General features: G+C 65.2%; 22 protein-coding genes. 9 read left to right on the top strand and 13 right to left on the bottom strand.

What is annotated here, in order from left to right:
* Window positions 1–68: 68 nt before the first annotated feature.
* Both ACZYW1_RS11330 and ACZYW1_RS11325 read right to left on the bottom strand, forming a co-directional pair.
* Entirely contained in the window at window positions 69–1,556 is a 1,488-nt protein-coding gene (locus ACZYW1_RS11330) for a neutral zinc metallopeptidase (RefSeq protein WP_463785791.1), read from the bottom strand.
* A gap of 104 nt (window positions 1,557–1,660) precedes the next feature.
* Complete coding sequence (locus tag ACZYW1_RS11325; RefSeq protein ID WP_463785789.1) at window positions 1,661–2,425, bottom strand: helix-turn-helix domain-containing protein; 765 nt, start codon at window positions 2,423–2,425, stop codon at window positions 1,661–1,663.
* An 11-nt stretch (window positions 2,426–2,436) separates the two neighbouring features.
* Between ACZYW1_RS11325 and ACZYW1_RS11320 the strand changes: the two genes are divergently transcribed.
* The gene (locus ACZYW1_RS11320) at window positions 2,437–2,823 is read left to right on the top strand and encodes a DUF4345 domain-containing protein (protein WP_463785787.1); all 387 of its coding nucleotides are present in this window, start codon (window positions 2,437–2,439) and stop codon (window positions 2,821–2,823) included.
* A 30-nt stretch (window positions 2,824–2,853) separates the two neighbouring features.
* Here the strand turns inward: ACZYW1_RS11320 and ACZYW1_RS11315 are convergent, their stop codons facing one another.
* Window positions 2,854–3,663, bottom strand: coding sequence for a DUF1906 domain-containing protein (locus ACZYW1_RS11315; protein WP_463785786.1), 810 nt, complete (start codon window positions 3,661–3,663; stop codon window positions 2,854–2,856).
* 175 nt (window positions 3,664–3,838) lie between these two features.
* On the opposite strand from ACZYW1_RS11315, the gene ACZYW1_RS11310 reads away from it, so the two are divergent.
* Window positions 3,839–4,612, top strand: a complete 774-nt coding sequence (locus ACZYW1_RS11310; protein ID WP_463785784.1) for a YoaK family protein — start codon at window positions 3,839–3,841, stop codon at window positions 4,610–4,612.
* A 20-nt stretch (window positions 4,613–4,632) separates the two neighbouring features.
* On the opposite strand, the gene ACZYW1_RS11305 is transcribed toward ACZYW1_RS11310, so the two are convergent.
* From ACZYW1_RS11305 to ACZYW1_RS11295, 3 genes are all read right to left on the bottom strand, one after another.
* On the bottom strand, window positions 4,633–7,389 hold the full coding sequence (locus tag ACZYW1_RS11305) for a helix-turn-helix transcriptional regulator (protein WP_463785782.1): 2,757 nt from the start codon (window positions 7,387–7,389) through the stop codon (window positions 4,633–4,635).
* Window positions 7,390–7,517: 128 nt separating this feature from the next.
* Window positions 7,518–8,294, bottom strand: a complete 777-nt coding sequence (locus ACZYW1_RS11300) for an SDR family NAD(P)-dependent oxidoreductase (RefSeq protein WP_463785780.1) — start codon at window positions 8,292–8,294, stop codon at window positions 7,518–7,520.
* Window positions 8,295–8,379: 85 nt separating this feature from the next.
* The gene (locus tag ACZYW1_RS11295) at window positions 8,380–8,553 is read right to left on the bottom strand and encodes a hypothetical protein (protein ID WP_463785779.1); all 174 of its coding nucleotides are present in this window, start codon (window positions 8,551–8,553) and stop codon (window positions 8,380–8,382) included.
* A gap of 161 nt (window positions 8,554–8,714) precedes the next feature.
* Between ACZYW1_RS11295 and ACZYW1_RS11290 the strand changes: the two genes are divergently transcribed.
* Window positions 8,715–9,359, top strand: a complete 645-nt coding sequence (locus tag ACZYW1_RS11290; protein WP_463785777.1) for an SOUL family heme-binding protein — start codon at window positions 8,715–8,717, stop codon at window positions 9,357–9,359.
* A 15-nt stretch (window positions 9,360–9,374) separates the two neighbouring features.
* On the opposite strand, the gene ACZYW1_RS11285 is transcribed toward ACZYW1_RS11290, so the two are convergent.
* The 3 genes from ACZYW1_RS11285 to ACZYW1_RS11275 form a co-directional block, all read right to left on the bottom strand.
* Window positions 9,375–10,268: a MerR family transcriptional regulator gene (locus ACZYW1_RS11285; RefSeq protein ID WP_463785774.1), complete on the bottom strand. Its 894-nt coding sequence runs from the start codon at window positions 10,266–10,268 to the stop codon at window positions 9,375–9,377.
* A 152-nt stretch (window positions 10,269–10,420) separates the two neighbouring features.
* Window positions 10,421–10,750: a protein UsfY gene (locus ACZYW1_RS11280; RefSeq protein ID WP_463785771.1), complete on the bottom strand. Its 330-nt coding sequence runs from the start codon at window positions 10,748–10,750 to the stop codon at window positions 10,421–10,423.
* Between the two features lie 70 nt (window positions 10,751–10,820).
* Window positions 10,821–11,039, bottom strand: coding sequence for a hypothetical protein (locus tag ACZYW1_RS11275; protein ID WP_463787801.1), 219 nt, complete (start codon window positions 11,037–11,039; stop codon window positions 10,821–10,823).
* A gap of 211 nt (window positions 11,040–11,250) precedes the next feature.
* Here ACZYW1_RS11275 and ACZYW1_RS11270 point away from each other — a divergent pair, with 211 nt between their 5' ends.
* Window positions 11,251–11,607: a VOC family protein gene (locus ACZYW1_RS11270; RefSeq protein ID WP_463785770.1), complete on the top strand. Its 357-nt coding sequence runs from the start codon at window positions 11,251–11,253 to the stop codon at window positions 11,605–11,607.
* 175 nt (window positions 11,608–11,782) lie between these two features.
* The gene (locus ACZYW1_RS11265) at window positions 11,783–13,294 is read left to right on the top strand and encodes an FAD-dependent oxidoreductase (RefSeq protein ID WP_463785768.1); all 1,512 of its coding nucleotides are present in this window, start codon (window positions 11,783–11,785) and stop codon (window positions 13,292–13,294) included.
* Window positions 13,295–13,356: 62 nt separating this feature from the next.
* On the opposite strand, the gene tal is transcribed toward ACZYW1_RS11265, so the two are convergent.
* The 4 genes from tal to ACZYW1_RS11245 form a co-directional block, all read right to left on the bottom strand.
* Window positions 13,357–14,475, bottom strand: coding sequence for a transaldolase (tal, locus tag ACZYW1_RS11260; RefSeq protein ID WP_463785767.1), 1,119 nt, complete (start codon window positions 14,473–14,475; stop codon window positions 13,357–13,359).
* Between the two features lie 161 nt (window positions 14,476–14,636).
* Window positions 14,637–14,912, bottom strand: coding sequence for a WGxxGxxG family protein (locus tag ACZYW1_RS11255; RefSeq protein WP_463785765.1), 276 nt, complete (start codon window positions 14,910–14,912; stop codon window positions 14,637–14,639).
* A gap of 179 nt (window positions 14,913–15,091) precedes the next feature.
* Window positions 15,092–16,024, bottom strand: a complete 933-nt coding sequence (locus ACZYW1_RS11250) for a manganese catalase family protein (RefSeq protein ID WP_463787800.1) — start codon at window positions 16,022–16,024, stop codon at window positions 15,092–15,094.
* Between the two features lie 327 nt (window positions 16,025–16,351).
* Entirely contained in the window at window positions 16,352–17,473 is a 1,122-nt protein-coding gene (locus tag ACZYW1_RS11245) for a spore photoproduct lyase family protein (RefSeq protein ID WP_463785764.1), read from the bottom strand.
* A gap of 233 nt (window positions 17,474–17,706) precedes the next feature.
* Here ACZYW1_RS11245 and ACZYW1_RS11240 point away from each other — a divergent pair, with 233 nt between their 5' ends.
* Genes ACZYW1_RS11240 through ACZYW1_RS11225 form a run of 4 tightly spaced genes read left to right on the top strand, consistent with a single transcriptional unit; the run spans window position 17,707 to window position 21,704 of the window.
* On the top strand, window positions 17,707–18,774 hold the full coding sequence (locus ACZYW1_RS11240) for a glycosyltransferase family protein (RefSeq protein WP_463787799.1): 1,068 nt from the start codon (window positions 17,707–17,709) through the stop codon (window positions 18,772–18,774).
* Window positions 18,771–20,006: a glycosyltransferase gene (locus ACZYW1_RS11235; RefSeq protein ID WP_463785762.1), complete on the top strand. Its 1,236-nt coding sequence runs from the start codon at window positions 18,771–18,773 to the stop codon at window positions 20,004–20,006. Before ACZYW1_RS11240 ends, ACZYW1_RS11235 begins: the two co-directional genes overlap by 4 nt.
* On the top strand, window positions 19,954–20,877 hold the full coding sequence (locus ACZYW1_RS11230) for a glycosyltransferase (protein ID WP_463785761.1): 924 nt from the start codon (window positions 19,954–19,956) through the stop codon (window positions 20,875–20,877). Before ACZYW1_RS11235 ends, ACZYW1_RS11230 begins: the two co-directional genes overlap by 53 nt.
* Window positions 20,874–21,704, top strand: coding sequence for a galactosyltransferase-related protein (locus ACZYW1_RS11225; protein ID WP_463785759.1), 831 nt, complete (start codon window positions 20,874–20,876; stop codon window positions 21,702–21,704). Before ACZYW1_RS11230 ends, ACZYW1_RS11225 begins: the two co-directional genes overlap by 4 nt.
* The last annotated feature ends 77 nt before the right edge of the window (window positions 21,705–21,781 follow it).

The raw sequence follows: 21,781 nt of genomic DNA, 5'->3' as shown, positions 1-21,781 counted from the left end.
CGGCGGGCGTTGATGCCACGGTGTGTCCGGGCCGGGTTCATTCCCGGAATCCCGCCGGGGTGGTTCGTTCACGGGAAATTGCCGTAGCACTGATCGGCGTCGCCGACGAGACCGGAACGGAACGCGACAATCCGCGTGAATCCGGCCGGCACGCTGTCGCCGTCGGCGTCGCTGGCGACGAGATGATTGGTGAGCAGGCCGGACACCGCCTCGTCGAGGTCACCGGCGTTCAAGACCAGGTGGTTGCCGGACGGCGTAAGTACGGGGGTCGCCATGCCGCGCTGGGCGACCCCGGTGAGGCAGGCGGTACGCAGCGCCGCGCGTTTGCCGGTCAGCGGAACACCCCGTTCCTGTTGGACGGCAAGCATGTAACGCGACGTGACAACAGAAAAGGCGGTGTCATCGCCCTGCAAGAGTTCGCGGCTCGTGTCGTCGGCGTAGGTGCCGATACTTTGCAGGCCGGGAAGATCGACGTTGATGGTGTTCGTCGCGGGGCAGTAGGACGCCGGCGGGCTGGGCCGGGCGTTGGCGCACTCTGCGGGGCCGTCGACGGTCAGCGTCGGTGGTTGTTGCGGGTGGAAGATCTCGGTGAGGGTCTCGGTCAGCTGATTGAGCGACTTTGTGTTGATCGCCATCTCGCCGGGGTTCGAACCGTTCGAGGCATCGCTCTGCAGGGCGGGCGGCAGACCTACGTGGCGCCGTTCGATTTCACGGTGGTCGATGGCGGCGCAGGTAGCGGCGTCGCCATCGAAGCCCTCCTGGAACGCGCCGACCCGGTCGAGTGCGGAGCCGTGTGCGCCGGGAGCGTTCTGCGATTCGTCCGTGGGGTCGCGCAGGGTGATTCCACCGGCGATCACATGGTCGAGGCCGTCGGTGGTGTTCATCGCGAACCGGGTCGAGTGGCCCTCGGCGACCCAGTGCAGATACACCCCGGCGAAGCAGTCGGCCTGTTGCTCCTTGACGATGGTGCGGGTCGACGCGTGGACGGTGCGCGCCTTGGTCTGCACGGCGTGACCCATTTCGTGTGCGAGGACACCGGCCACCGCGGCATCCCCGAAGTACTTGCGCGCGTTCGGCATCAGCGAGCCGCGGTCCCACGATATGGAGTCGTCCAGGCGGCAGTACGACGCGTTGGGGTCGCCGGCGATACGGCTCTTTCCGCACACCCGCGGGCTCGCCGGATTGGTCGAGTCGTACGAGCTGATCGTCTTCACCGGTCGGTACCGGCCCGAGAAGAATCGGGGGTAAGTGGCAGCCCAGAATTCCTGGATGTCGTTGATTGCCAACAGGGAAACGCGATCGACATCGCCACCGTCGGTGGACTTCACCACCCCCGTCGGTGCGGGCGCATCAGGGCGCACACCGCTGAATCCGTCCGTGGCCTGCAGACCCCCGACGCGATCCGGGTCGTAGAGCATCGAGGCCGCGCGACCGTCCATCACAGCGGGAGCGCATCCCGCGGCCACCGGGATCATCAGGGCGAACAGCAGCGCCGTGCCGCGGTGCCGGCGATCGAGGAGCCGCGCACCGGCGCGCCGGGGTAGGCGATGCTCCATGTGGTCCCTCCCGACGGTCAATGCCGTTGGCGCTGGCAGGTAGCCGTTACCCGTGAGCGACGTTAGCTCAAACGGACGGGCGTCACGCTGCGAACAAGTCGCAATCAGTCCGCTACGACATGCACCGCGGCCCCGCTCGCCAGCAACTGCGACGCACTCAACCCGAAGGTGGCTTTGAAGGTGCCGGATAGATGTGAGGGACTGGCGAAGCCCGCCTCGGCGGAGGCTTCGGTCAGACTGCGCCCCGCCGAGACGGCGGCACCTACCCGCAGTAGTCGCGCCCAGGACCGGTACCGACGCAGGCTCGTTCCCGCGTCACGCCGGAACAGATGCAGGAAGCGAGACTCCGAGAGGCCGGCCTCGGCGGCAAGCTCGCGCAGCGGCGGCGCCTCGGACGGCGCATCGTTGATCCGTGTCATCGCCGACACGATCCGCAGGTCCATCGTCCGAGCCGACGTAGGCGCGGCGAGCTCGAGCCATTGCCATGCGGCGGCGGTGTCCGACGGCAGGGTGGTGAGGTCGCGGTGCGCGGAATGGTCGACGAAGATTCCCCTGGCCGATTCGCGGCACCGGTCGCGGCACGTGGCCGCGCGCCCCGACGAGGGGTCGAGGTAGCAGGAGACGAGCCGCCCGCCGTGGGTGTCGAGCTTGTGGTTCATCCGCGGCGGCACCAGAGCGGTGCGGGCCACGACGGTCCGACCGCCTGCCGTCAGGGTGAGATCGCGATCGACTCCGACCACCAGACACCACACCGACCCCGAATGATGGCCGAGTTCCAAGCTCGGGCCCGCGTAGAGCCCGTGTCCGGGCCACAACCAGACAGCCGGGTAGCAGGTTTGTGGTAGCGCGGACTCGACCGTCGCTGCCATTGTTGTCTCCCATGGGCCATCTGGACACAAACGTCACCGTCATCGTCGCAGTGTTCTTCGCCGGGATGGGCATCTACGCACTCATCGCGCCGAACCGGCTGGTCGCGCCGTTCGACATCGCGTTGCGGTCGGTGACGGCCCGCGCCGAGGTGCGCGCGGTGTACGGCGGCTTCGGTGTGGCAATTGCCGGCGTGCTGGGCGTCGCAGCGATCAAGGCCGATCTTCGGGTAGGCATCCTGGTCACGGTGGCAGCGGCGCTGGGCGGCATGGCCTTCGGTCGATTGACCTCGATGCTGGACGGCCGGTCGTCGTTCTATCCGAACTGGTTTTACTTCGGTGTCGAGTCCGCCGCCGCGGCCCTGTTGTTCATCGCCGCACAGGCGAGCCACCACGCTTGATGGCGCACGCAATGTCGAGGCGGCTCATCCTCAGGGATGCAGGTTCCACTGGCCGCAGTCCTGGGCCAGGACGTCGTTGACGTCGACCTCCTGACCGCCGACCACGGGCCCCGGGCTCGACGCGGTGCTGACAATGCGTTGGTACAGCACCGCGGCGGGATCGACCTGGCCGTGCGACCAGGACCGGGTCTGCCAGGCCCATCGGTGGCCGGGAGTGCGGGAATTTCCGATGACACCGTCGGCGGCGGCCCACTGGCACACGTTGATACCGCCGTACACACCGGTGCGTTGAACTCCGATCACCGAGTTGATTCCGCGAAACCACTGCAGCGCCAGCCTGTTCCAGGTGTCGCGATTGATGTCGTCGTCAACGGTGAAGAAGATCGGCGCACTCTGGCCTCCGCCCGCCGCCGCGTGCAACTGCGCGGCTGTGCGGGCATCGGCGACGCCGCCGGCGAAACCGCGAGTGAAGTCCGACGGCGCCGTCCCACCGGGCTTGCCGTACTGGTAGTTGCTGACGATCACCAACCCATTGGCCGTCAGCGATTCGGCGTAGGGCTTGGTGATCGGCTTGGCACCGAAGGACGATCCGGGCCGCGACAGCGAGACGTAGTTGACCACTCCCGAGTGGCCGGCAGCCCGAATGTCCTGCGCCGGAATCTGATGCATGGCGAAGTCGATCAGCGTGGGAGCCGCGGCCCTGGCGGTGGGGATACCGGCCCCTACCGCTGCCACGCCCAAACCGGCCAACGCCGACGCGGCGGTGGCGAAGCGAAGCGCGTCACGCCGCGAAACTGAGCGTGAGCGCCGGAAGCGATCAGTCGCCGACGCATCCTGCATCGCGCGATGTTAACAATGTGGCTGCTGTTAGTGGTGAGGCCACGCTGGCTGGGTCGGTTTCGATCCGGCAACGTTCCACCGAGGCGCGTCGGCGGCCTGGCCTCGCAGCGCGGTTGGCGAAGCCGGCGATCGCTAAGCTGGCCGTGAATCGACGTCGAAAGAGAGTGCTGCCAGCATGCCAGCGGAGAGTCCGGACAGTGAAGACAAAGTGCCCGTCCGGCGGATCGTGCTCGGGTACAGCGCACTACTGGCTCTCACCGCGGGGTTCGTCAACGCTGTTGCGTTGCTCATCTTCGCGCTGCCGGTCGGCAACCTGACCGCGTTGACGACCCAGCTGGGTATGAAGACCGCCAACCCCTGGCTGTACGAAGGGCACGTGCTGCTCGCCGTGTTGGCGGGATTCTTCTTCGGAGCAGTGCTCGCCGGGGTTGCTCTGCCGACTCCCCGGCAGGTGGTCGACAACCGAGCGGCGGCCGTGCTTTGTCTGGAGGCGGTATTCCTGCTCGTCGCCGCAGCGGGCGTGGAGGAGACTTTCGTCAAGAACCTGATCACCAGTTCAGGCGTCGAGGCGCCCGCAGTCCAGGCGCTGTTCGCTGCCGGAGCGCTAGGTCTGCAAAATGGGCTCACGTCGAGCTTTCGTGAGATGGCGGTCCGTACAACTCATTTCACCGGGACAATCACCGACTTGGGTCTGATCGTCGGGCGCAGCCGAACGCAGGGGATCGACGGCTTCAAAGCCACCACGCTCGGAGTGACGTTGCTGCTGTTCCTGATCGGTGGCGCAGCAGGAATTCTGGCCGGCGCCAAGTTTGGTGGGTATGCACTACTCGGCCCGGCGCTGGCCTGTATCGCGATGGCCGCTGTCGCTGTGCGGCGGTCTGGCGGCTCCCGTGATCGGATGGCAAGCTCAGCCGATCGCGATAAGCGGGTTCCAGCCACCGAGAATTGATGCGGCGTCTCACGCCGTCACTACGGTGACGCGGGGCGCAGGGCCGCGGACAGGCCAGCCCGCGATCGGATGCCGAGTTTGCGGTACACGTTGCTGAGATGCCGCTCAACGGTTTTCGGCGCAAGGAACAGCTCAGTGGCGATTTGTTTGTTGGACTTCCCGGCTGCGGCCCGTTCGGCGATGTGACGCTCGGCGGTGGTGAGTCCGATGTCGGCATCCACCGGGCCGGCGAGGCGCGCCAGTTCGGCGCGGGCACGGTCGGCCCACAGCGGTGTGCCGAGTCGTTCGAAGGTCTGCAACGCCTCCCGCAGGTCCGGCTCGGCTGTCTGCTTGCGGCGGCGGCGCCGGCGAAGCTGTCCGAGCAAGAGCAGGGTCCGGGCGTTGTCGAACGGCATCGGCAGCCGCCGATGGTGCGCCATCGCTTGTCGGGCTGCGTCCTCGGCTGCCTCGAGTTCGCCCAGCGCGGCGTTGAGGTGACTTCGACCCCGGGCTCCGATCGCGAGCATCCATGGCCGGTCGTGTTGTGCGCCGTTGTGTTCGAGTGCGGCGACAAGCGGTTCGGCCTCATCAATGCGCCCGAGCGCGGTCAGCGCCTCGACCGCATCGGGTAGCCAACCGCCCATGACGATTTCGGTGTCGTGCACCGGGTCGAACGCCTCGATCAGTGGTTGCAGCACCGTGACTGCCGCGGTGTATTCACCCCGGGAGGCGGCGAGAAATCCCAAGGCGGTGATGGGCGGCCGGACTAGGTAGAAGGTCGAGGTCGCCCGGGCGCTGTCGAGCGATTGATGGGCTGCCGTGCGAGTTTTGCGCTCGTCGCCGATATGAGCGGCGATCATCGCCTGACACCCCCACAGGCCGACCATGACGTGGCGACCGCCGATTTGCTCAGCACGTTGGATGGCATCGTCGATGAGTTCGGTTGCGGCGCTGAAACGCCCCATCCACATGTTGATCCTTGCGGATTCGACAGTGGCCCAGAGGATGTCGATCTCGGTTCCGCTTTGCACCGCGCGCCGCTGTACTCGGGCCATCTGTTCGCGCGCACCGTCGAGTCGGCCGGCCCAGGCGGCGGTGAGTGCAGCGACCGCAGTGGCTCGCAGGGTTACCGCGGCCTGCGTGTCGGAATCCTCCAATGCCAGCGCAGTGTGCAGGGATCGTTCATCGAAGCCCAGCCCGTGCATGAAGCTGACCAGCACCCAGATCGCCAAGGCTTGGCTGCGGAGGCTGTCGATGCCAATTCGCTCGGCTTCGACGACGGCGATTCGGGCGTGCTCAACGCATGCACTCATCTGGCCGGCCTGATTCAGCGCCGGTACGAGCAGTAGGCGAGCATGCAGCGTCAGTGCGGGTTGGTCGGCGACCTCGATGGCTTCGTTGAGATAAGCGATGGCACTGGCCATGCCCTCGTCGTGGGCCGAGCCCCCGGCGAGAAGCATCAGAGCGCTCCATCGTAAGAAGCCGTGGGCGGGCAGGTCGTCGATCGTCGACTGGACATGAGTGCGGGCTTGGTGGAGAGTGCCAGACCGGAAATGCTGTTCGGCCGCGCGCAAGCGCCGAATCGGGGTGTCACCGCCGAGTTTGATGGCCAGTTCCAGTAATTCGGCGGCGACGGCCGGGGCGCCTTTGGCCGCGGTCACATCGGCGGCCTCGTCGAGCGCCTGCAATGTGGACGGGTCACCGGTAGTCGAGGCCAGCGCGAGGTGCCGGGCCTTGAGCTCCGGTTCGTCGACGACCGCCGCGAGTTTGCGGTGCATCTCCCGGCGTTGCGCCGGACTCGCGCCGGTGTAGATGCCACGGGCGAACAGGGGATGGCAGAAGTGCACCGCGTTGCCTTTCAATTCGACAACTCCCGACGATTCGACCGAATCGATGATTTCGACCACGCGATCGGCGGTGAGCTCGACGGCGCTGCTCAGCCTCTCGACCGTGGGCGGCTCCGCGCAGGCCGCGGCCAGCATCACGGCGGCAACCTCCCGGCCGGGCCGACCGATCCGCTGGCGCACCAGCTTGGCAAGGGAATCGGGTAGGTCGACCACCTCGCGAGACGGTTTGGCAGCGACAGAACGGGCCAGCTCCAGCGCGAAAAATGGGTTACCACCCGATATTTCGTGTATTCGGGTGACGACCGGGCGAGGCAGCGTGTGGCCCAGCCTTCGGGAAATGAGTGTGTGGGTGTTGTCGAAAGTCAATGGGCGCAGCCGAATCCGGGCGGTGGAATCCGGACGAGCGAACCGTAGCCAGGACAGCGGGTCCGCCGGTCCGGCATCGCCGGTGCGGACCGCGGCAAGTATTCCCACCCGCCCGGTCAAACGGCGTGCGGTATAGCCCAACACGGCCTGACTCGACGCGTCCAACCACTGCGCGTCATCGATCAACAGCAGCACGGGACCTGCGAAGCTGGGATGCTGCACGACCGACAGAAACGCCGCGGCGACGATGCGCTCATTGGTGGGTGGGCCGTCGCCTTCGAGAGCCAGCACCCGCTCCAGGCCGGTTCTCTGCACCTCCGGCAGGTCCGTGTACGCGTCGGTATCGACAGCCCTCAGCAGATCAGCCACGGCCCCGAAGGCGTACCGCACTTCGGTCGGCGAACCGCAGGTCGAGAGAACTCGAATCCCTTGGGCGGTGGCTGTTTCAGCGGTCTCCCAAGCAAGCGTCGTCTTGCCGATGCCGGCTGCGCCCTCGACCACCAGGCCGGCCGGGCTGGACGCCATCCGCGTCAAGAAATTCTGCGTCGCCAAGGACTCCTGTTGCCGCACGGGCCCGCCCCCCATATGAGCACGATGTGAGTCTGGCAGACAACCTACAGGGGCTTCACAGGATAGTCCTGGTTTCTGGATGCCGACCCGGTGTGCACGCAAAAGGGCCCCCGCCTGGACGGGGGCCCTGCTGCTTGCGGGATCTACTTGGGTGGCATCCGGATGCCACCGTCCACCCGAACGACTTCCGCGTTCATATAGGAGTTGGTGACCAACTCGACGACCATCGAGGCCAACTCATCCGGCTTGCCCAACCGGTGCGGGAAGAGCACCGATTCGCCGAGCTTGGCCTTGAACGCCTCCGACGCTTCGCCCTCGCCGTAAATGGGAGTGTCGATCAGGCCGGGCGCCACAGTGTTCACGCGGACACCGACGGCTGACAGGTCGCGCGCGACCGGCAGCGTCAAGCCCACGACGCCACCCTTCGACGACGAGTAGGCGGCCTGTCCGATCTGTCCGTCGAATGCAGCGACGCTGGTCATGTTGACGATCGCGCCACGCTCACCGGTCTCGGTGAACTCGTTCTTGGACATCTGGGTCGCGGCGATACGGATGCAGTCGAAGGTGCCGACGAGGTTGATCGCAAGGACCTTCTTGTAAGCATCGAGGTTGTGCGCCGACGCGAACTCGCCGTCCTTGCCGATCGTCCGCTGGGCCCATCCGATCCCGGCGGAGTTGACCAGGGCGCGCAGCGGGCCGAGGTCCGCGGCGGTGTTGACCGCATCGATGATCTGGTCGGTATTGGTGACGTCGACCGTCACGAACACGCCACCGATCTCATGGGCGAGGGCTTCTCCCTTGTCGGCCTGGAGGTCGGCGACGACGACCCGGGCCCCTTTGGCGGCCAACTGGCGGGCGGTTGCCGCCCCGATTCCTGACGCGCCGCCAGTGACGATCGCGCTAGCTCCATTGATATCCACGTCGACAGATTATGCAATGGCCCGGCAGACCCTCCGTCGGGACCAGCAAGGCCGCATCGACCCGCGGGCTACCGGCTCGGCAGGCTCAGTCGGGCGGTTCGTCTTTCGATACGCGGACCTCGACGTCTTCCCGGTCGCTGGGTTTGCCGGGAACGCCTGCTGCCTCGCGCTCGCCGGCAATCTTGTCGTCGAGGTCATCGACGATGTTCTCGAGTTCGTCCGCGCGACCTAGTGGGTCTTCTTTTTCGGGTTTCGTCATATCGCTTCCATCGACTCGAAGAGTGGCCGACGGCCATGTCGACGTGGGCTGCGCTGTGACTACCCCACCGCGTGAGGTGGTAACCCAGCGGCGAACGCGTGCACAGTGGAGTTGGGGGACGTCGCGGTAAGGGCGTCACACAACGACGAGGGGATCGGATCATGGTGAACAAACTCGTAGGCCTGGCGCGCGGGTTGATCGGGGCGGCCGGTGCGATCGGGGGTATTCGCCATGGCACTGAAGAGCCGGCGTACACGGCCGAGCAGCTGACCGCCCGCGTGGAGATCCGCCGGTACGGGGAGCGGATCGCCGCGGAGACGACCGTGGTCGCCGACGAGGTTGCCGCGCGAAGCGACGGATTTCGCCGGCTGGCCGGCTACATCTTCGGACGCAACCAGGCCCGTCAGAAAATCGAGATGACGGCGCCGGTGGCGCAGGAGGGTGGCCCGGCGCGCGGCGAAAGCATTTCCATGACAGCACCTGTCGCGGAAAGCGCGACCGCCGAGGGTGAATGGCTGATCCGTTTTTTCATGCCGGCGGAAAAGTCGTTGGAGAGCCTGCCGCAGCCCAACGATGAGGCCGTGCGGCTCGTGACCGTCCCGGCGGAGACCATCGCCGTGCGCCGTTTCCGGGGCAGCACGAGCTCGCAGGCCGTCGCGCGCGAAACGGCGCAGTTGATGCAGACGTTGACGGAGACGGGATTCGAGCCGATCGGCGCGCCCGCCGCATGGTTCTACGACCCGCCCTGGACCCTTCCACTACTGCGTCGAAATGAGATAGCGATCCAGGTGGAGCCGCATTCGTAGCGCCGCTGCCGACCGTCAGGTCGGGGAGGTCAAATGTTCGACGGCTTCCTGCAGGGAGTGCAACCGCGTCACAGCAGTGGGCAGACGCACACCAGCCCAACCCGGACCGGCGGCCAGAACCGCCGTGCGAGTCTTTCGAAGCGTTCGCACGACGGCCACATCAGCGGTCCGTTCGGTCTGCGCCCAGAGCACGACGGTGACCGGCTTGGCGCGGCGTTGAACGGCATCCAGGATCGCGGCGTTCGGGACGGCGGCGCCCAGCATCAACGCGGCGTGACCGCGTTCGGACAGCGCGGCGCGAACCGCTTCCAACGCCAGCGTGTGGCTGTCGTTCTCAGCGCATGCCAACAGAATGTCCTCAGTGGTATCGCTGAGCGGCATGGGAATTCGCTGCAAACAGCTCATCACCGTCCACGACAGCAGGTGTTCGACATCGATGCAGCGTTCACCGCTTGCTTGATGCATCGCAACCTCGGCAAAAGCGGGCCGGATCAGCAGATCCCACGTCTCGAGCACCCCGTAGTGCCCTAGGTGGCTGTCGATGAGACGAGCCGCGGTGAGCTCCTCGAGCGCGAACAGCGCAGTCAGCAGGGCGGTCGTCTGCGCGGGCTCCGGGACGAGGGATTGCATGACGACGCTCGCGGCGCTGCGCGGATTGAGGCCCTTTCCGATCAACTTGCTCATGTGCCGTAGCGCCGAGATGTCCGCGTCGGTGTAGAGACGATGTCGACCGGGCGCATGCCCGATGGGCCCCACACCGTAGCGGTGGCTCCAACTTCGAAGCGTCGCAGTGGGTACGCCCAGTCGCTGCGCGGCAGCTCGGACGGTATAACGGGCCGGTGCGGATTCTTGAAGCACACCCGCGGGCGTGTCGTCACGTCGGCGGGTGCTCTTGTCGCGTCTGTTCAAGCGACTCACTGATCCTTGTTCCGCGTCGGCTGAAGCTCTGTGCGGCCGTCCACGACGATCCTAGGGCACACAGCAGCGGCCGTTGAGGATTCGGACGCGGCGACGACTCCTCTGTTAATGCGGAATTATCGCCGCGTTCCAGCATCGGCGACCTATACCTGGGAGCCGAAGTGCTTGCCCTGCAACGGTTGTACCGTCTCACCGGCCTCCGCCACGGACCGTTTTGCCTCGACCCGCCGAACCCGGCGACCTTCGATGAGCAGCCACGAGGCACCGGCAGCACCGGCTGCGCCGGCAACGCTTCCCAACACAATCGACCATCCCGTACGGCCCAAGGCCGCGGATGCCAGACACATCACCAGCGCCACGACACCGACCGCCAGCAGAAACAATCCCACTGCATCGCGTGAGTTCTTGAACCACTCACCGGCGCGCTGATGGGTGGTCCGAGCGTGATCGGTCGGGTTTTGCCGGGCGGTCATCCGCGCGTCCCTTCGGGTTGAACGAAAATCGTTGAGGACGAAACCAGGCCGCGTATGCGACCGACCGCGATCATGTCGCTTGGTTGCGTTGTTCGCGGTGCCGCTTCTCTTCGCTCCGCGCCTCCGCGCCGCTTTGTCCTACGTCGAACGGGGTGTCGGGAAATGTGCGTCCCACATACGATCCGACCTCTCCGTCGTTGCCCACGCGGGAGTTCGCGACGTGCGGGTCAGACGCCACGTCGGTCTCTCGAGTGTCGTGAGACGCCGCCTTGTCCTTGAACTTTTCGATCAGCTGGCCGAACCTGCGCTTGGCTTGGTCGAATATCGTCATTGGGATCCCCGTCCAGCGGCCCGCATGGGCCGCAATTGTTGTCTAAGGACTACCCGCGTTGCGTGCCGGCGACACGTCAATCGATGCAAAATCGCTGCATTGTTTGCGGTACAGCCGCCGGTATTGCGGGTAACCGCGCAGAGTCGAACAACGAAATCTAGGAGTAATCATGGCAAGTGGTGTCGCAACCATCTGGCTGCCGGTCGAGGACATGCGTCGCGCGGTTCAGTTCTACGGTCAAACGCTCGGGCTCTCGGTGAAGAGTGAAGGCGACGAGTGGTCGGAACTGGATGCCAACGGGGTCACCATCGGGCTGAACGCCCGCGAGTCGACGCACAAGGGGCAAACCGGCGGGGCGGTTCTGACCTTCCAGCCCGACGGCGATCTCTTTTACGAAGTGGAGCGGTTGGCGGAGGCAGGTGTCGAGTTCGTCGACGAGGTCAGCACGCACCCGTGGGGCCGCATCGCCTCGTTCAAGGACTCCGAAGGCAACGATCTCCAGCTCTTTGGGCCGCCTCCGGAGTGAACGTGATTCCCAAGGTGTGCAGCAGAATTGGAGCGAGCGGTGGCGACTGTGAGATCACGGTCGCCGCCGTTGCGCCGTCGAACTCGGCTGGCAGCGCGACCATGTCGCCGATGAGTCACCACATGGTGTGATCCGAAACCGTTTCCCGGTATAGCCGCCGGGGTATCACCTTGGGGTGACTTCTCTTTGGCTAACCGACCGAGTCGAACAGCCGTGGGCTGCCAGTACGACGGAAGATGTAGGCCGTCGAGCCGACGTGATTGTCGTGGGCGCCGGGATCACCGGGCTGATGACCGCGGTACTGCTGGCCCGCGCCGGCAAAGAGGTGGTGGTGCTGGAGGCCCGCACAGTCGGTTCCTGCGCCACCGGAAACACCACCGCCAAGTTCAGTCTGCTTCAGGGCAGCCATCTTTCGAAGATTCTGGCCAAGCACAGCGAGGATGTCGCTCGCGCCTACGTCGACGGCAATCGCGAGGGTCAGAGCTGGGTGCTGAACTACTGCGCCACCAACGACGTCGCGCTGCAGCGCGAAGATGCCTACACCTACGCGCAGTCGAGCGATGGTGTGCCGACAGCTCGCGACGAATTCGATGCGTGCCGCGCAGTGGGACTTCCCGCCACATGGGAAGCCGATGCCGACGTTCCCTTTCCGTACCACGGTGGTGTTCGTCTCCCCGAGCAGGCGCAGATGGATCCGATGTCGTTCCTGGATGCCCTGGCCGTCGAACTGATCCGCCACGGCGGGAAGGTACTCGAGCACACCCGTGTGCGCAGTGTGTCGGGCCGTGGGGAGAACTTGCGCGTTCGCGTGAACGACGCCGCGCAACAGGAAACGGAGTTGAACACCGCACAATTGGTGTTGGCCACCGGAATCCCGATCCTCGACCGGGGCGGATACTTCGCGCGGGTGAAGCCGAGCCGGTCATACTGCTACGCCTTCAAAGTCCCCGGCGATGTCACGCGGCCCATGATGATCTCAACCGACTCGCCAACGCGCTCAGTGCGGTATGCGCCCGTCGCGGACGGAGAACGGCTGATCGTCGGGGGCGCGGGACACACCGTCGGTCGGGAGAAGAGTCCCTCGACGGCGCTGGCGGAGCTGGCGGACTGGACGCGACGGCACTACCCGGGAGCGGAGCAGACGCATTTCTGGTCTGCCCAGGACTACTCGCCGATCGACGAACTACCGTACGTCGGGCCGATCCTGCCCGGCAGCGAAAACATCATGATTGCAACAGGATTCAACAAGTGGGGCATGACCAACGGGCCCGCGGCGGCGTTGGCGCTGTCGAGTCGCATACTGGGCGGCCGGATGGACTGGTCGAGCGCTTTCGCCAGTTGGAGCTCGCACGAACTCTCGGGCTTGCGAACAGCGATGCAGTCCAATCTGCAAGTCGGGTTCAACTTGACCAAGGGATGGATAACTCCGCTGGCACGTACTGTCAGTCGCGACCCTGATGCGAGCGAGGGCGGGGTTGTCAGCGGTCCTCCCTGGCACCTGGAAGCCAGATGTCGGGTGGACGGCGTCGAACACCGTGTCTCGCCGGTATGCCCACATCTCGGGGGAATCGTGAACTGGAACGACGCCGACCACGCCTGGGAATGCCCGCTGCACGGATCGCGCTTCGCTCCCGACGGCACCCTGCTCGAGGGTCCGGCCACCCGGGATCTGACCGCCTCGCACTGAGGCCGCGGCCCGGGCAGCCTTTCACCCGGGCCTGAAGAATCGCGATCCGCTTCGCGCAGCGGCTATTTCGATGCTGAGTCGAGCTGCTCTTCGGTGGCGGCCAGCAACTTCGACCACGCCTCTTTGAACTTCTCGACACCTTCGTTCTCCAGCTTCAGGAAGACGTCACGCAGGTCGATCCCGAGGGCTTCGAGCGAATCGAATACCGTCTGGGCCGCTGCGGACGTTCCGGTGACGGTGTCGCCCTTGATGGCCGCGTGGTCGGCGACGGCCTTTATCGTGGCCTCCGGCATGGTGTTCACGGTGTAAGGAGCGACGAGCTCGGTCACGTACAGCGTGTCGGAGTAGTCGTCGTTCTTGACCCCGGTCGACGCCCATAGCGGGCGCTGCACCCTTGCGCCGTCGGCCCGGAGCGCAGCGAAGCGGCTGCCCTGATCGAAGACCTCTTGGTATGCGGCATAAGCCAATCGGGCGTTGGCCACCCCTGCCTGGCCGCGCAAGGCCTTGGCTTCGTCGCTACCGATGTCGTCCAGCCGCCGGTCTATTTCGGCGTCCACTCGGGACACGAAGAACGAGGCGACGGAGTGGATCGTGGACAGGTCGTGTCCCGCGGCCTTGGCGGCCTCCAAGCCGTCCAGGTAGGCGTCCATCACCAGTTTGTGCCGCTCGACGGAGAAGATCAGCGTCACATTGACCGAGATCCCCTGGCCGATAGCCTCGCTGATCGCCGGCAGGCCATCTTCCATCGCCGGAATCTTGATGAAAAGGTTTGGCCGGTCGACGATCTTCCACAACTCGACAGCCTGGCTGATCGTCTTGTCAGCGTCATGAGCGAGGCCGGGGTCAACCTCGATGGAAACTCTGCCGTCGACACCGTCGGATGCGTCCCACTGCGGGGTGAGCAGATCGCATGCCGAGCGGACGTCGTCCGTGGTCACCGCGCGTATGGCCGCCTCGGCATCCGTCTTCTGCCCGGCCAGTTCGGCGATCTGAGCGTCGTAGGCGTCGCCCTGGGACAGGGCCGCCTGAAAGATCGACGGATTGGTGGTGACGCCCACCACGCTCCGGGTGTCGATGAGCTCTTGGAGGTTGCCGGATTCCAACCGGTTTCGAGACAGGTCGTCCAGCCATACGGATACGCCGGCGGCCGTCAGAGCGGCCAGGTTGGAGTTTTGAGTCATAGTGCGGCCGTCCTTGATTTAGTACGAATCCGGTTGGGCGACAGTTGATTCTGATTGCGCTGACAGTCGTCGGACAGATGTGTCCTGGAATCACTGATTAGCGAGGACAGCCCCCGCCGGACTTCGAGGCCGGCGAGGGCTGTCACGCGTAAATCGAAAGACTAGACGCGCCCGCGGGTCGCGGTCGGTCCCGCATCCACGGCGGTGTCAACCGTGTTGCGCCGCTTCAGTCCCGCCAGCCCGAACAAACCGAGCAGGCCGAACATGCCCCATTTGCCGCTGTTGTCATTGTGCTGGCCGGTGTCACCATTCATGTTGTCCGCCAACGTGGTTGATGTCGACGACGGTACGGGTGAACTGACGGCGGCGGCGGCAACGCCCGCCCCGCCGAACAACAGGGCCCCGGTTGCTGAGATTATCGCGATGGTTTTGTGCATGATCGCTCCTGAACTATGGCGAAACGCCAGATAATGTGGAAGAAAATGGGATTCGCAAACCAGTGTGTTCTAGTCTCAGCGAAGCAACGCAAAGAAGAACTCAGCGCGTGAGGTTGATGTACCCGATGCAGGACTGCCGAAACGTTGGTACGCCTCGTACAGCCCGCAGCGGCGTCTTCTCAATTCTTCAGCGCGTCGATTTCAGCTTCAGCAGTGGCCTGGATGAGTTCGAGCAGTCCGGCGTCGAGACCCGGTGCGAACTCTTCGCGCCGCTCCGGTGAGATGGTCATCGGGAAACCTTCGGGCATGACTGCGGTGCTGAGCTCTGTTCCGTCGTTCGACGGTGACGCACCCCGATAGAGGCGGTCCGCCTGGCTCTGGTCATCGGCGCTGAACGTGTACTGGATGCTTTGCAGACCGAGATCGAGCAGCTTCTTGACCTCCGGAAATTTCTCGGCGTTCGTCTTCGGAATGGGAAGTACCGAACCCCAATTCACTCCCAACGCTTCCAAAGCCTTCGCGAATGCGTTCTCATGCGCCTGGTCGCGGACGATGAGGTAAGCGATCGTCGAACGAGCCGTCTTGTTGTCCGTCATCTGATAGATGCGGCACTTCTGCAGGCGGCCAGTGGATTCCAGCATCAAGTTGTAGAGCAGGTCGAGGACGAGGTTTCCACTGTTGTAGACATACGATCCGCTCCAGGGATTGCCGGCAGCGTCAACCGGTAGCGCGCCTTGGGCACCCACCAAGTAGTGGTGGATGTTGCCGGTGTCCAGCGCGATCTTCAGCGGCGTGGCACCTTTGGCGCCCGGCGCGTCGACCGACTCGGTCTTCTTGCCTTTGTACTCAGGTGAGCCGTCCAGAAGGCGAGAGATGGTGGTTCCGATGAGCTCGACGTGACTGATTTCCTCGGTGCCGACCCCCTGCAGTAAGTCCTTGAAGGGTTTCGACGCGACGTCGCCGCGAAAGTTCATGCTTTGAAAGAGGTACTGCATCATCGTCCGCATCTCACCGAACTGGCCGCCGAGCCCTTCTTGCAGTGCGTTCGCAGCGGCCGGATCGGGTTCGTCGACGGCTATTTCGTTGATGAACTGCTGGGTGTGCAGGTACATATCCACTCCTGTGTGATGGCGCCCGTTGCATAGACGAGTCGCTGGTGCGTTCTGACGGGGGACTCGCCGGGGTTGAACAGACAACCCGAACGGTTCCAGGACGCGCGGAAGCGAGAGCAAGGGCTGAAAGCGTTGTGCGCCAGCGATTGCCACGACGTGCGAATCAAGTCAGAAACTGGGCGGCGGTGCTACGAGCAATCCGTGCCGAAGGCCGATGGACGGCTACGACACCGACCCCAGGCCGGCTGCATACTCAACACAGTCCAGGGAACGCCTTCACCACCGACTTGTCAACACGTCAAGTCGTCCGACCCCACCAGCAGAGGATCAGGTCCAGTAGAGCGTTCGTGCCGTGGGCAGTACCTCGGCGAGGGCGGTCGTGAACCACGAGCGCAGTTCGGACATGACATTTTTCGGATAGACGTACTTCGCCGAGCCGAACTTTCCGAACTTGCGGGTTCGCGATGAATCGTCCATCTCCAGCTTCGTCCCCGGATACCAGCCCAGCAGCACGTCCCTGCTGGCCGGAGTGAAGCGGTGCGTGATGCATTCAACCGTGAGATCGAGGTCGGGCACGTCGGCCACGGCATCCGCGACTTGCTGCAGTAGAGCGCGATAGCCGGCACGCCAGTGTGGGATCGGCATGATCGGGGCGATGGTGAGACCAATGGGGTACCCGGCGATCGCCAGCTTCTGAAGCGCCGCGATCCGTCGCGGCAGGCGAGCGGTGCCGCCCTCGAACCGTCTGGCTACCTGGTCGGCGTTGACCGACATTCGCACCCGGGTGCGGCCGGCGTGCGGCAGGTCGAGCAGCGGTGCGACATCATCGAATTTGGTGGTGAACCGAAGGCCGACCGGCGTCGGCCAATCATGGGTGCCGACGTGCGTGATCGTCGCCGACAACGATCCGGTGACTTGCTCCAAGGCCAATGGATCGGTGTAGCACGACGCCTCGAATGTGGTTCCCTCCTCGGCTCTTTCGATCGAAGCCGAAGTGATCGTTCCGCGGCCGACGTGGTCGTCCATCTCCGCGAGTATCTCGGGCAGGTTCGCGTAGACGCGGGTGATCGGCGGCCCGGACAGCGACCCGGCCAGGTAGCAGTACTGACAGTGCGCGGGGCAACCCTGGGCGAGATCGATGCGCCAGTCCGCGCTCGGTGGAATGGGCTGGAGGCGACGCTTGCTGGGCGGCGCGACGACCACGGCGAGCGTGCGCTTGGCCAGGGCGTAGGCGGCGCGATCGTTGTCGGCGCGCAACGGTGGTAGCCGGTCGCCCGGCAGCACGTCGATATCGGCGACCCCGGCGGCTTCGCATCGGACGACAATGTTTGCGCCATGGGGTAACTCGAAGGCCGATCGGGTCACCAACACCCGCGCCGGTGCCCACGATGTCATGGCGTGGCCGCTGGGGAGGTCGGGCGGCAAAGGGGAGATCGGGGTGGTCGTCATCAGCTGACATCGACGATACGGACTGACAGTCCGTCCGGCAGAAAGCTCCGGCCAGGGCGGCGGCCCGAGGCTTGTCACGAAGCTCTGGTTGATGTGAGTCGACGCGGGGTATTAAAGGGACGACGCATTCTTCAGCCCAAGGAATCGATACGCGGAAGCCAGGGTCACGATCGCCCGCGCGTCGTCATCGCGATCATTCTTGCTGAAGGAGACAGTCGTTGCGTGTTGCTTCCGTGCCGGCGTCGCACGTCTATGTTCGCCACTTGTCCGACCCAGCCGGTGCCAATGATCCAGCCGGTGCCAATGATGTAGTGCGGCTGCGGGATCCGGTGCCAAAAGATGGTCGAACCGTGCCCTGGGGTTGGTGGCCCCCGGTGATGCTGGAGCCCGGATGGGTGACGGCCAACCATGCTCGATTCGACGTGTTCCATGTGCATTTCGGGTTCGATGCCGTAGAGCCCGGTGCGCTCGCCGACGTGATGCAGGAACTGAAGGAGCACGGTAAGCCGCTGTTGTACACCGTCCACGACCTGCGCAACCCTCACCACCCCGACCCCGAGGCGCACGCCGTGCTGCAGGACGTGCTCGTCACAGCCGCCGACGAACTGATCACCCTGACCGCGGGTGCCGCCGAAGAGATTCGGCGCCGCTGGGGTCGCGCCTGCCACGTACTGCCACACCCGCATGTCCTCGAACCGGAGCACATCGGCCGGGTCCGGCGGACAACCACCCAATTCGTCGTCGGGCTACACACGAAAAGCCTTCGCGCCAATATGGATCCCCTCCCCGTCGTCGAAGCGCTGGCCGACATCGTGACGCGGCTACCGCGGGCCGTCCTCCAGATCGACGTCCACGACGAAATCTTCGATCCCGGCAATTACTGGTTCGCGCCGCGTTCCGGCGAGGCTCTGCTGAGATATGACCGACGCGAGCAGGTACACGTCCGTGTGCACCCCTACTTCTCGGACGACGAACTCTGGGAGTACCTGGAGTCGCTCTCGGTGTCGGTATTGCCCTACCGGTTCGGCACCCATTCGGGGTGGATAGAAGCCTGCTTCGATCTCGGCACTGCTGTCATCGCTCCGAGCTGCGGATTCTATGACCAGCAAAAGCCCTGCGGCGTATACGATTTCACGGTCGACAGCTTTGACGCAGAGTCCCTGCGACGTGCGGTTGACGACGCCTACCGGCACTGGGCGACGGACCAACCCCCTCCGCGCGCGAGTTGGCCCGCGCGGCGCGCCGAACGAGCCGAACTTGCGACGGCGCACGGACGTCTGTACGAGGACGTACTGCCATGACTGCTCAGCTCCGAATAGCGTTGATCGCGTCGAGCCGCTTTCCCATCAGCCAGCCGTTCGCGGGCGGCTTGGAAGCGCACGTCTGGCATCTGTCGCGAGCGCTCGCCGGGCTCGGCCACGAGGTGTCGGTGTTCGCCGCCCCGGGCTCGGACCGCGACCTCGACTGCCGCACCCTGGCCGTGCGGCATCTCGTGTTCACGGAGTCGGCCCGAGCTGATGCGTCAATGTCACCCGAAGCATTCATGGCAGACCACCACGCCTACCTGACGCTGATGATGCAGCTAGCCGGCGCAGGTCGAGGTGATTTCGACATCATCCACAATCACAGCCTGCATTACCTTCCGGTTGCGATGGCGTCCATGCTGTCCATCCCGATGCTGACGACGGTGCACACCCCGCCGACACCCTGGTTGGAATCGGCGATCGACGCCTCCGGTGGGGTCGGCACCCGATTCGCCGCGGTGTCGGCACATACCGCAGAACTGTGGCGCGACGCCATTCCGCAGATGACGGTCGTGCCCAACGGAATCGACCCCGACCGGTGGCCGTTGGGGAGCGGGGGCGGGGCATTGCTGTGGTTTGGGCGGATCACCGGGGAGAAGGCGCCGCATCTCGCGATCGCGGCGGCCCGCCGTGCCGGCCGGTCCCTCACACTCGTCGGACCGATCTCCGACCCCCAGTACTTCGACGATCAGGTCAAGCCGCACCTGAGCGAGAACATTCGCTACGCCGGTCATCTCGACCAAGGCCAACTGGCCACGGTGATCGGCCGGGCCAGCGCGGTATTGGTGACCCCGATGTGGGACGAACCGTACGGCCTCGTCGTAGCCGAGGCGATGTGTTGCGGCACTCCTGTCGTGGCCTTTGCGCGCGGAGGTATACCGGAACTCGTTGCGCCACAGTCGGGGCGGCTGGTAGCTCCTGGTGATGCCGCAGCAATGGCGGCCGCGATTCCAGATGCCATCCGGCTTGCACGGCCCACGGTGCGGGATCACGCGCTGCGCCATTGCTCGTCGGAGGCGATGGTTTCGGCCTACGTGAGTCTCTATCGAAGAATGCTCGAACATCCTGAGGAAAGACATGATTGGCTATTACATCCATCACCAGGGCTTCGGTCATCTGGCCCGAGCGATCAGCGTCTGCGAACAGTTGCAGTGCCCAACGACGGCGCTGAGTTCCATGGACATTCCCGAGCCGCACCCGTTCGCCGCAGTCGTGAAGCTACCGCGTGACGACGATGAAGACCGGGTGATGGAACCGACCGCGCACGGAGCTTTGCACTGGGCGCCCCACCATCACAACGGTTTCCGGAAGCGGATGAATGCGATATCAGACTGGATCGACGCAGCCCGTCCGGCTGCAGTCGTGACCGACATCTCCGTGGAGATCGCGACGTTGGTGCGGTTGCTGGGCGTGCCCGTTATTGTTGTGGCGTTGCCGGGGAAGCGTTTCGACGCTCCCCACGCGCTGGTACATCGACTCGCCGACCACATCATCGCGGCGTGGCCGCGGGAGCTGTACCTTCCGCCGTGGCTTCGACCTCATGCGGACAAGACGAGTTTCGTGGGCGGGATCAGCCGGTATGACGGACGGTCGTGTCCACCGGCAGGCCCGCCCGACGATGCCGGCGCCTCGTCCGGCGCCCGGGTGCTGGTCCTCTCCGGAGCGGGCGCCTGTCTGGGAAGCCAGCTCGACGAGTGCGCGGCGGCCTGTCCCGGGACGACCTGGACCGCGATCGGCGGAGCAGACAACACGTGGGTCGAAGACCCCTGGCCGCAGATCTGCGCCGCCGACATCGTCATAACCCATGCGGGACAAAGTGCCGTCGCCGACGTCGCAGCCGCGCGACGTCGGACCGTGGTGATCGCCCAGCCGCGGCCGTACGACGAACAGCCGGCAACGGCAACGGTGTTGCGCCGCCACCGACTTGCGACCGTGGCGCGCCAGTGGCCGGATGTTCGTGCGTGGCCCGGCCTGATCGCGCATGCCGGGGCGAGCGATCCGGAGAAGTGGTCACGCTGGGAGGTATCGGGCGCGGCGTCGCGCGCGGCCCAGGCGATCGACGCAACCGTGCGACGCTGCGCGCTGGCGAGCGCGTCGTGAAGACCGCGGTCATCACTGTCGTCCGGGGGCGGGGACCCCATTTACGTTGCCAGCTCGAGGGGTTGGCGCGCAGTACCAGGCGCCCCGACCTGCACGTCATCGTCGCACTCGACGATCTGCACGTCGCTGACATCGTCGCCGACGAGGGCTCATCGGCGACGGTCGTCGATGTGGAAGTGGCTGAGCCCCTTCCGGTTGCCTACGGTCGCAATCGGGGAGCGGCGGCGGCACTCGCCATGTCCGCGGAGTTGCTGGTATTCCTCGACGTCGATTGCATCCCCGACACCGAGTTGATCGCGCGGTACCACGAAGCAGCCGAGCAGCAGCGAGGCGTCGACGCACTGCTGTGCGGGCCGGTGACCTATCTACCCCCTCCGGGGCCGGGCGGCTATCTACTCGACGACCTGAGGGCGCAGGTCGACCCCCACCCGGCGCGCCCGAACCCGCCCGATGACCAGATCGTGGTCACGACGGACTACGCCTTGTTCTGGTCCCTGTCGTTCGCGGTCACCGCGGCCACCTGGACCAAGATCGGTGGCTTCTGCGAGCGGTACCGCGGCTACGGAGGAGAAGACACTGACTTCGCGCAATGTGCTGCAGCGCAGGGAATCTCGATGCGATGGGTGGGGGGCGCGCATGCCCTGCACCAGTACCACCCGACCACCGACCCGCCCGTCCAGCACGTCGAGGACATTGTGCGCAACGCCCGTATCTTCCACCGGCGTTGGGGCTGGTGGCCGATGCAGGGTTGGTTGGCCGATTTCGAACGAGAAGGCTTGATCACCCGCGACGTTGCGGGCCGCCCGCGCAAAGTTGCATCCCCATGAAGACAAACCGTCTGGGTCGGGCGGGCATCCGGCAAGCCGAGCGAACGAATCTGATATTTCCTGCGCCCAGCGGGTAT

Source organism: Mycobacterium sp. IDUB_36 (assembly GCF_055419225.1).
Note: the sequence above shows the minus strand (reverse complement) of the source record. Positions and strands in the feature narration are given on the sequence as shown.

Bases quoted from the DNA above. Each gene is read 5' to 3' on its own strand.
- ACZYW1_RS11330 (WP_463785791.1), bottom strand. From the start codon at position 1,556: ATGGAGCATCGCCTACCCCGGCGCGCCGGTGCGCGGCTCCTCGATCGC.
- ACZYW1_RS11325 (WP_463785789.1), bottom strand. From the start codon at position 2,425: ATGGCAGCGACGGTCGAGTCCGCGCTACCACAAACCTGCTACCCGGCT.
- ACZYW1_RS11320 (WP_463785787.1), top strand. From the start codon at position 2,437: ATGGGCCATCTGGACACAAACGTCACCGTCATCGTCGCAGTGTTCTTC.
- ACZYW1_RS11315 (WP_463785786.1), bottom strand. From the start codon at position 3,663: ATGCAGGATGCGTCGGCGACTGATCGCTTCCGGCGCTCACGCTCAGTT.
- ACZYW1_RS11310 (WP_463785784.1), top strand. From the start codon at position 3,839: ATGCCAGCGGAGAGTCCGGACAGTGAAGACAAAGTGCCCGTCCGGCGG.
- ACZYW1_RS11305 (WP_463785782.1), bottom strand. From the start codon at position 7,389: ATGGGGGGCGGGCCCGTGCGGCAACAGGAGTCCTTGGCGACGCAGAAT.
- ACZYW1_RS11295 (WP_463785779.1), bottom strand. From the start codon at position 8,553: ATGACGAAACCCGAAAAAGAAGACCCACTAGGTCGCGCGGACGAACTC.
- ACZYW1_RS11290 (WP_463785777.1), top strand. From the start codon at position 8,715: ATGGTGAACAAACTCGTAGGCCTGGCGCGCGGGTTGATCGGGGCGGCC.
- ACZYW1_RS11280 (WP_463785771.1), bottom strand. From the start codon at position 10,750: ATGACCGCCCGGCAAAACCCGACCGATCACGCTCGGACCACCCATCAG.
- ACZYW1_RS11270 (WP_463785770.1), top strand. From the start codon at position 11,251: ATGGCAAGTGGTGTCGCAACCATCTGGCTGCCGGTCGAGGACATGCGT.
- tal (WP_463785767.1), bottom strand. From the start codon at position 14,475: ATGACTCAAAACTCCAACCTGGCCGCTCTGACGGCCGCCGGCGTATCC.
- ACZYW1_RS11255 (WP_463785765.1), bottom strand. From the start codon at position 14,912: ATGCACAAAACCATCGCGATAATCTCAGCAACCGGGGCCCTGTTGTTC.
- ACZYW1_RS11250 (WP_463787800.1), bottom strand. From the start codon at position 16,024: ATGTACCTGCACACCCAGCAGTTCATCAACGAAATAGCCGTCGACGAA.
- ACZYW1_RS11245 (WP_463785764.1), bottom strand. From the start codon at position 17,473: ATGACGACCACCCCGATCTCCCCTTTGCCGCCCGACCTCCCCAGCGGC.
- ACZYW1_RS11235 (WP_463785762.1), top strand. From the start codon at position 18,771: ATGACTGCTCAGCTCCGAATAGCGTTGATCGCGTCGAGCCGCTTTCCC.
- ACZYW1_RS11230 (WP_463785761.1), top strand. From the start codon at position 19,954: ATGGACATTCCCGAGCCGCACCCGTTCGCCGCAGTCGTGAAGCTACCG.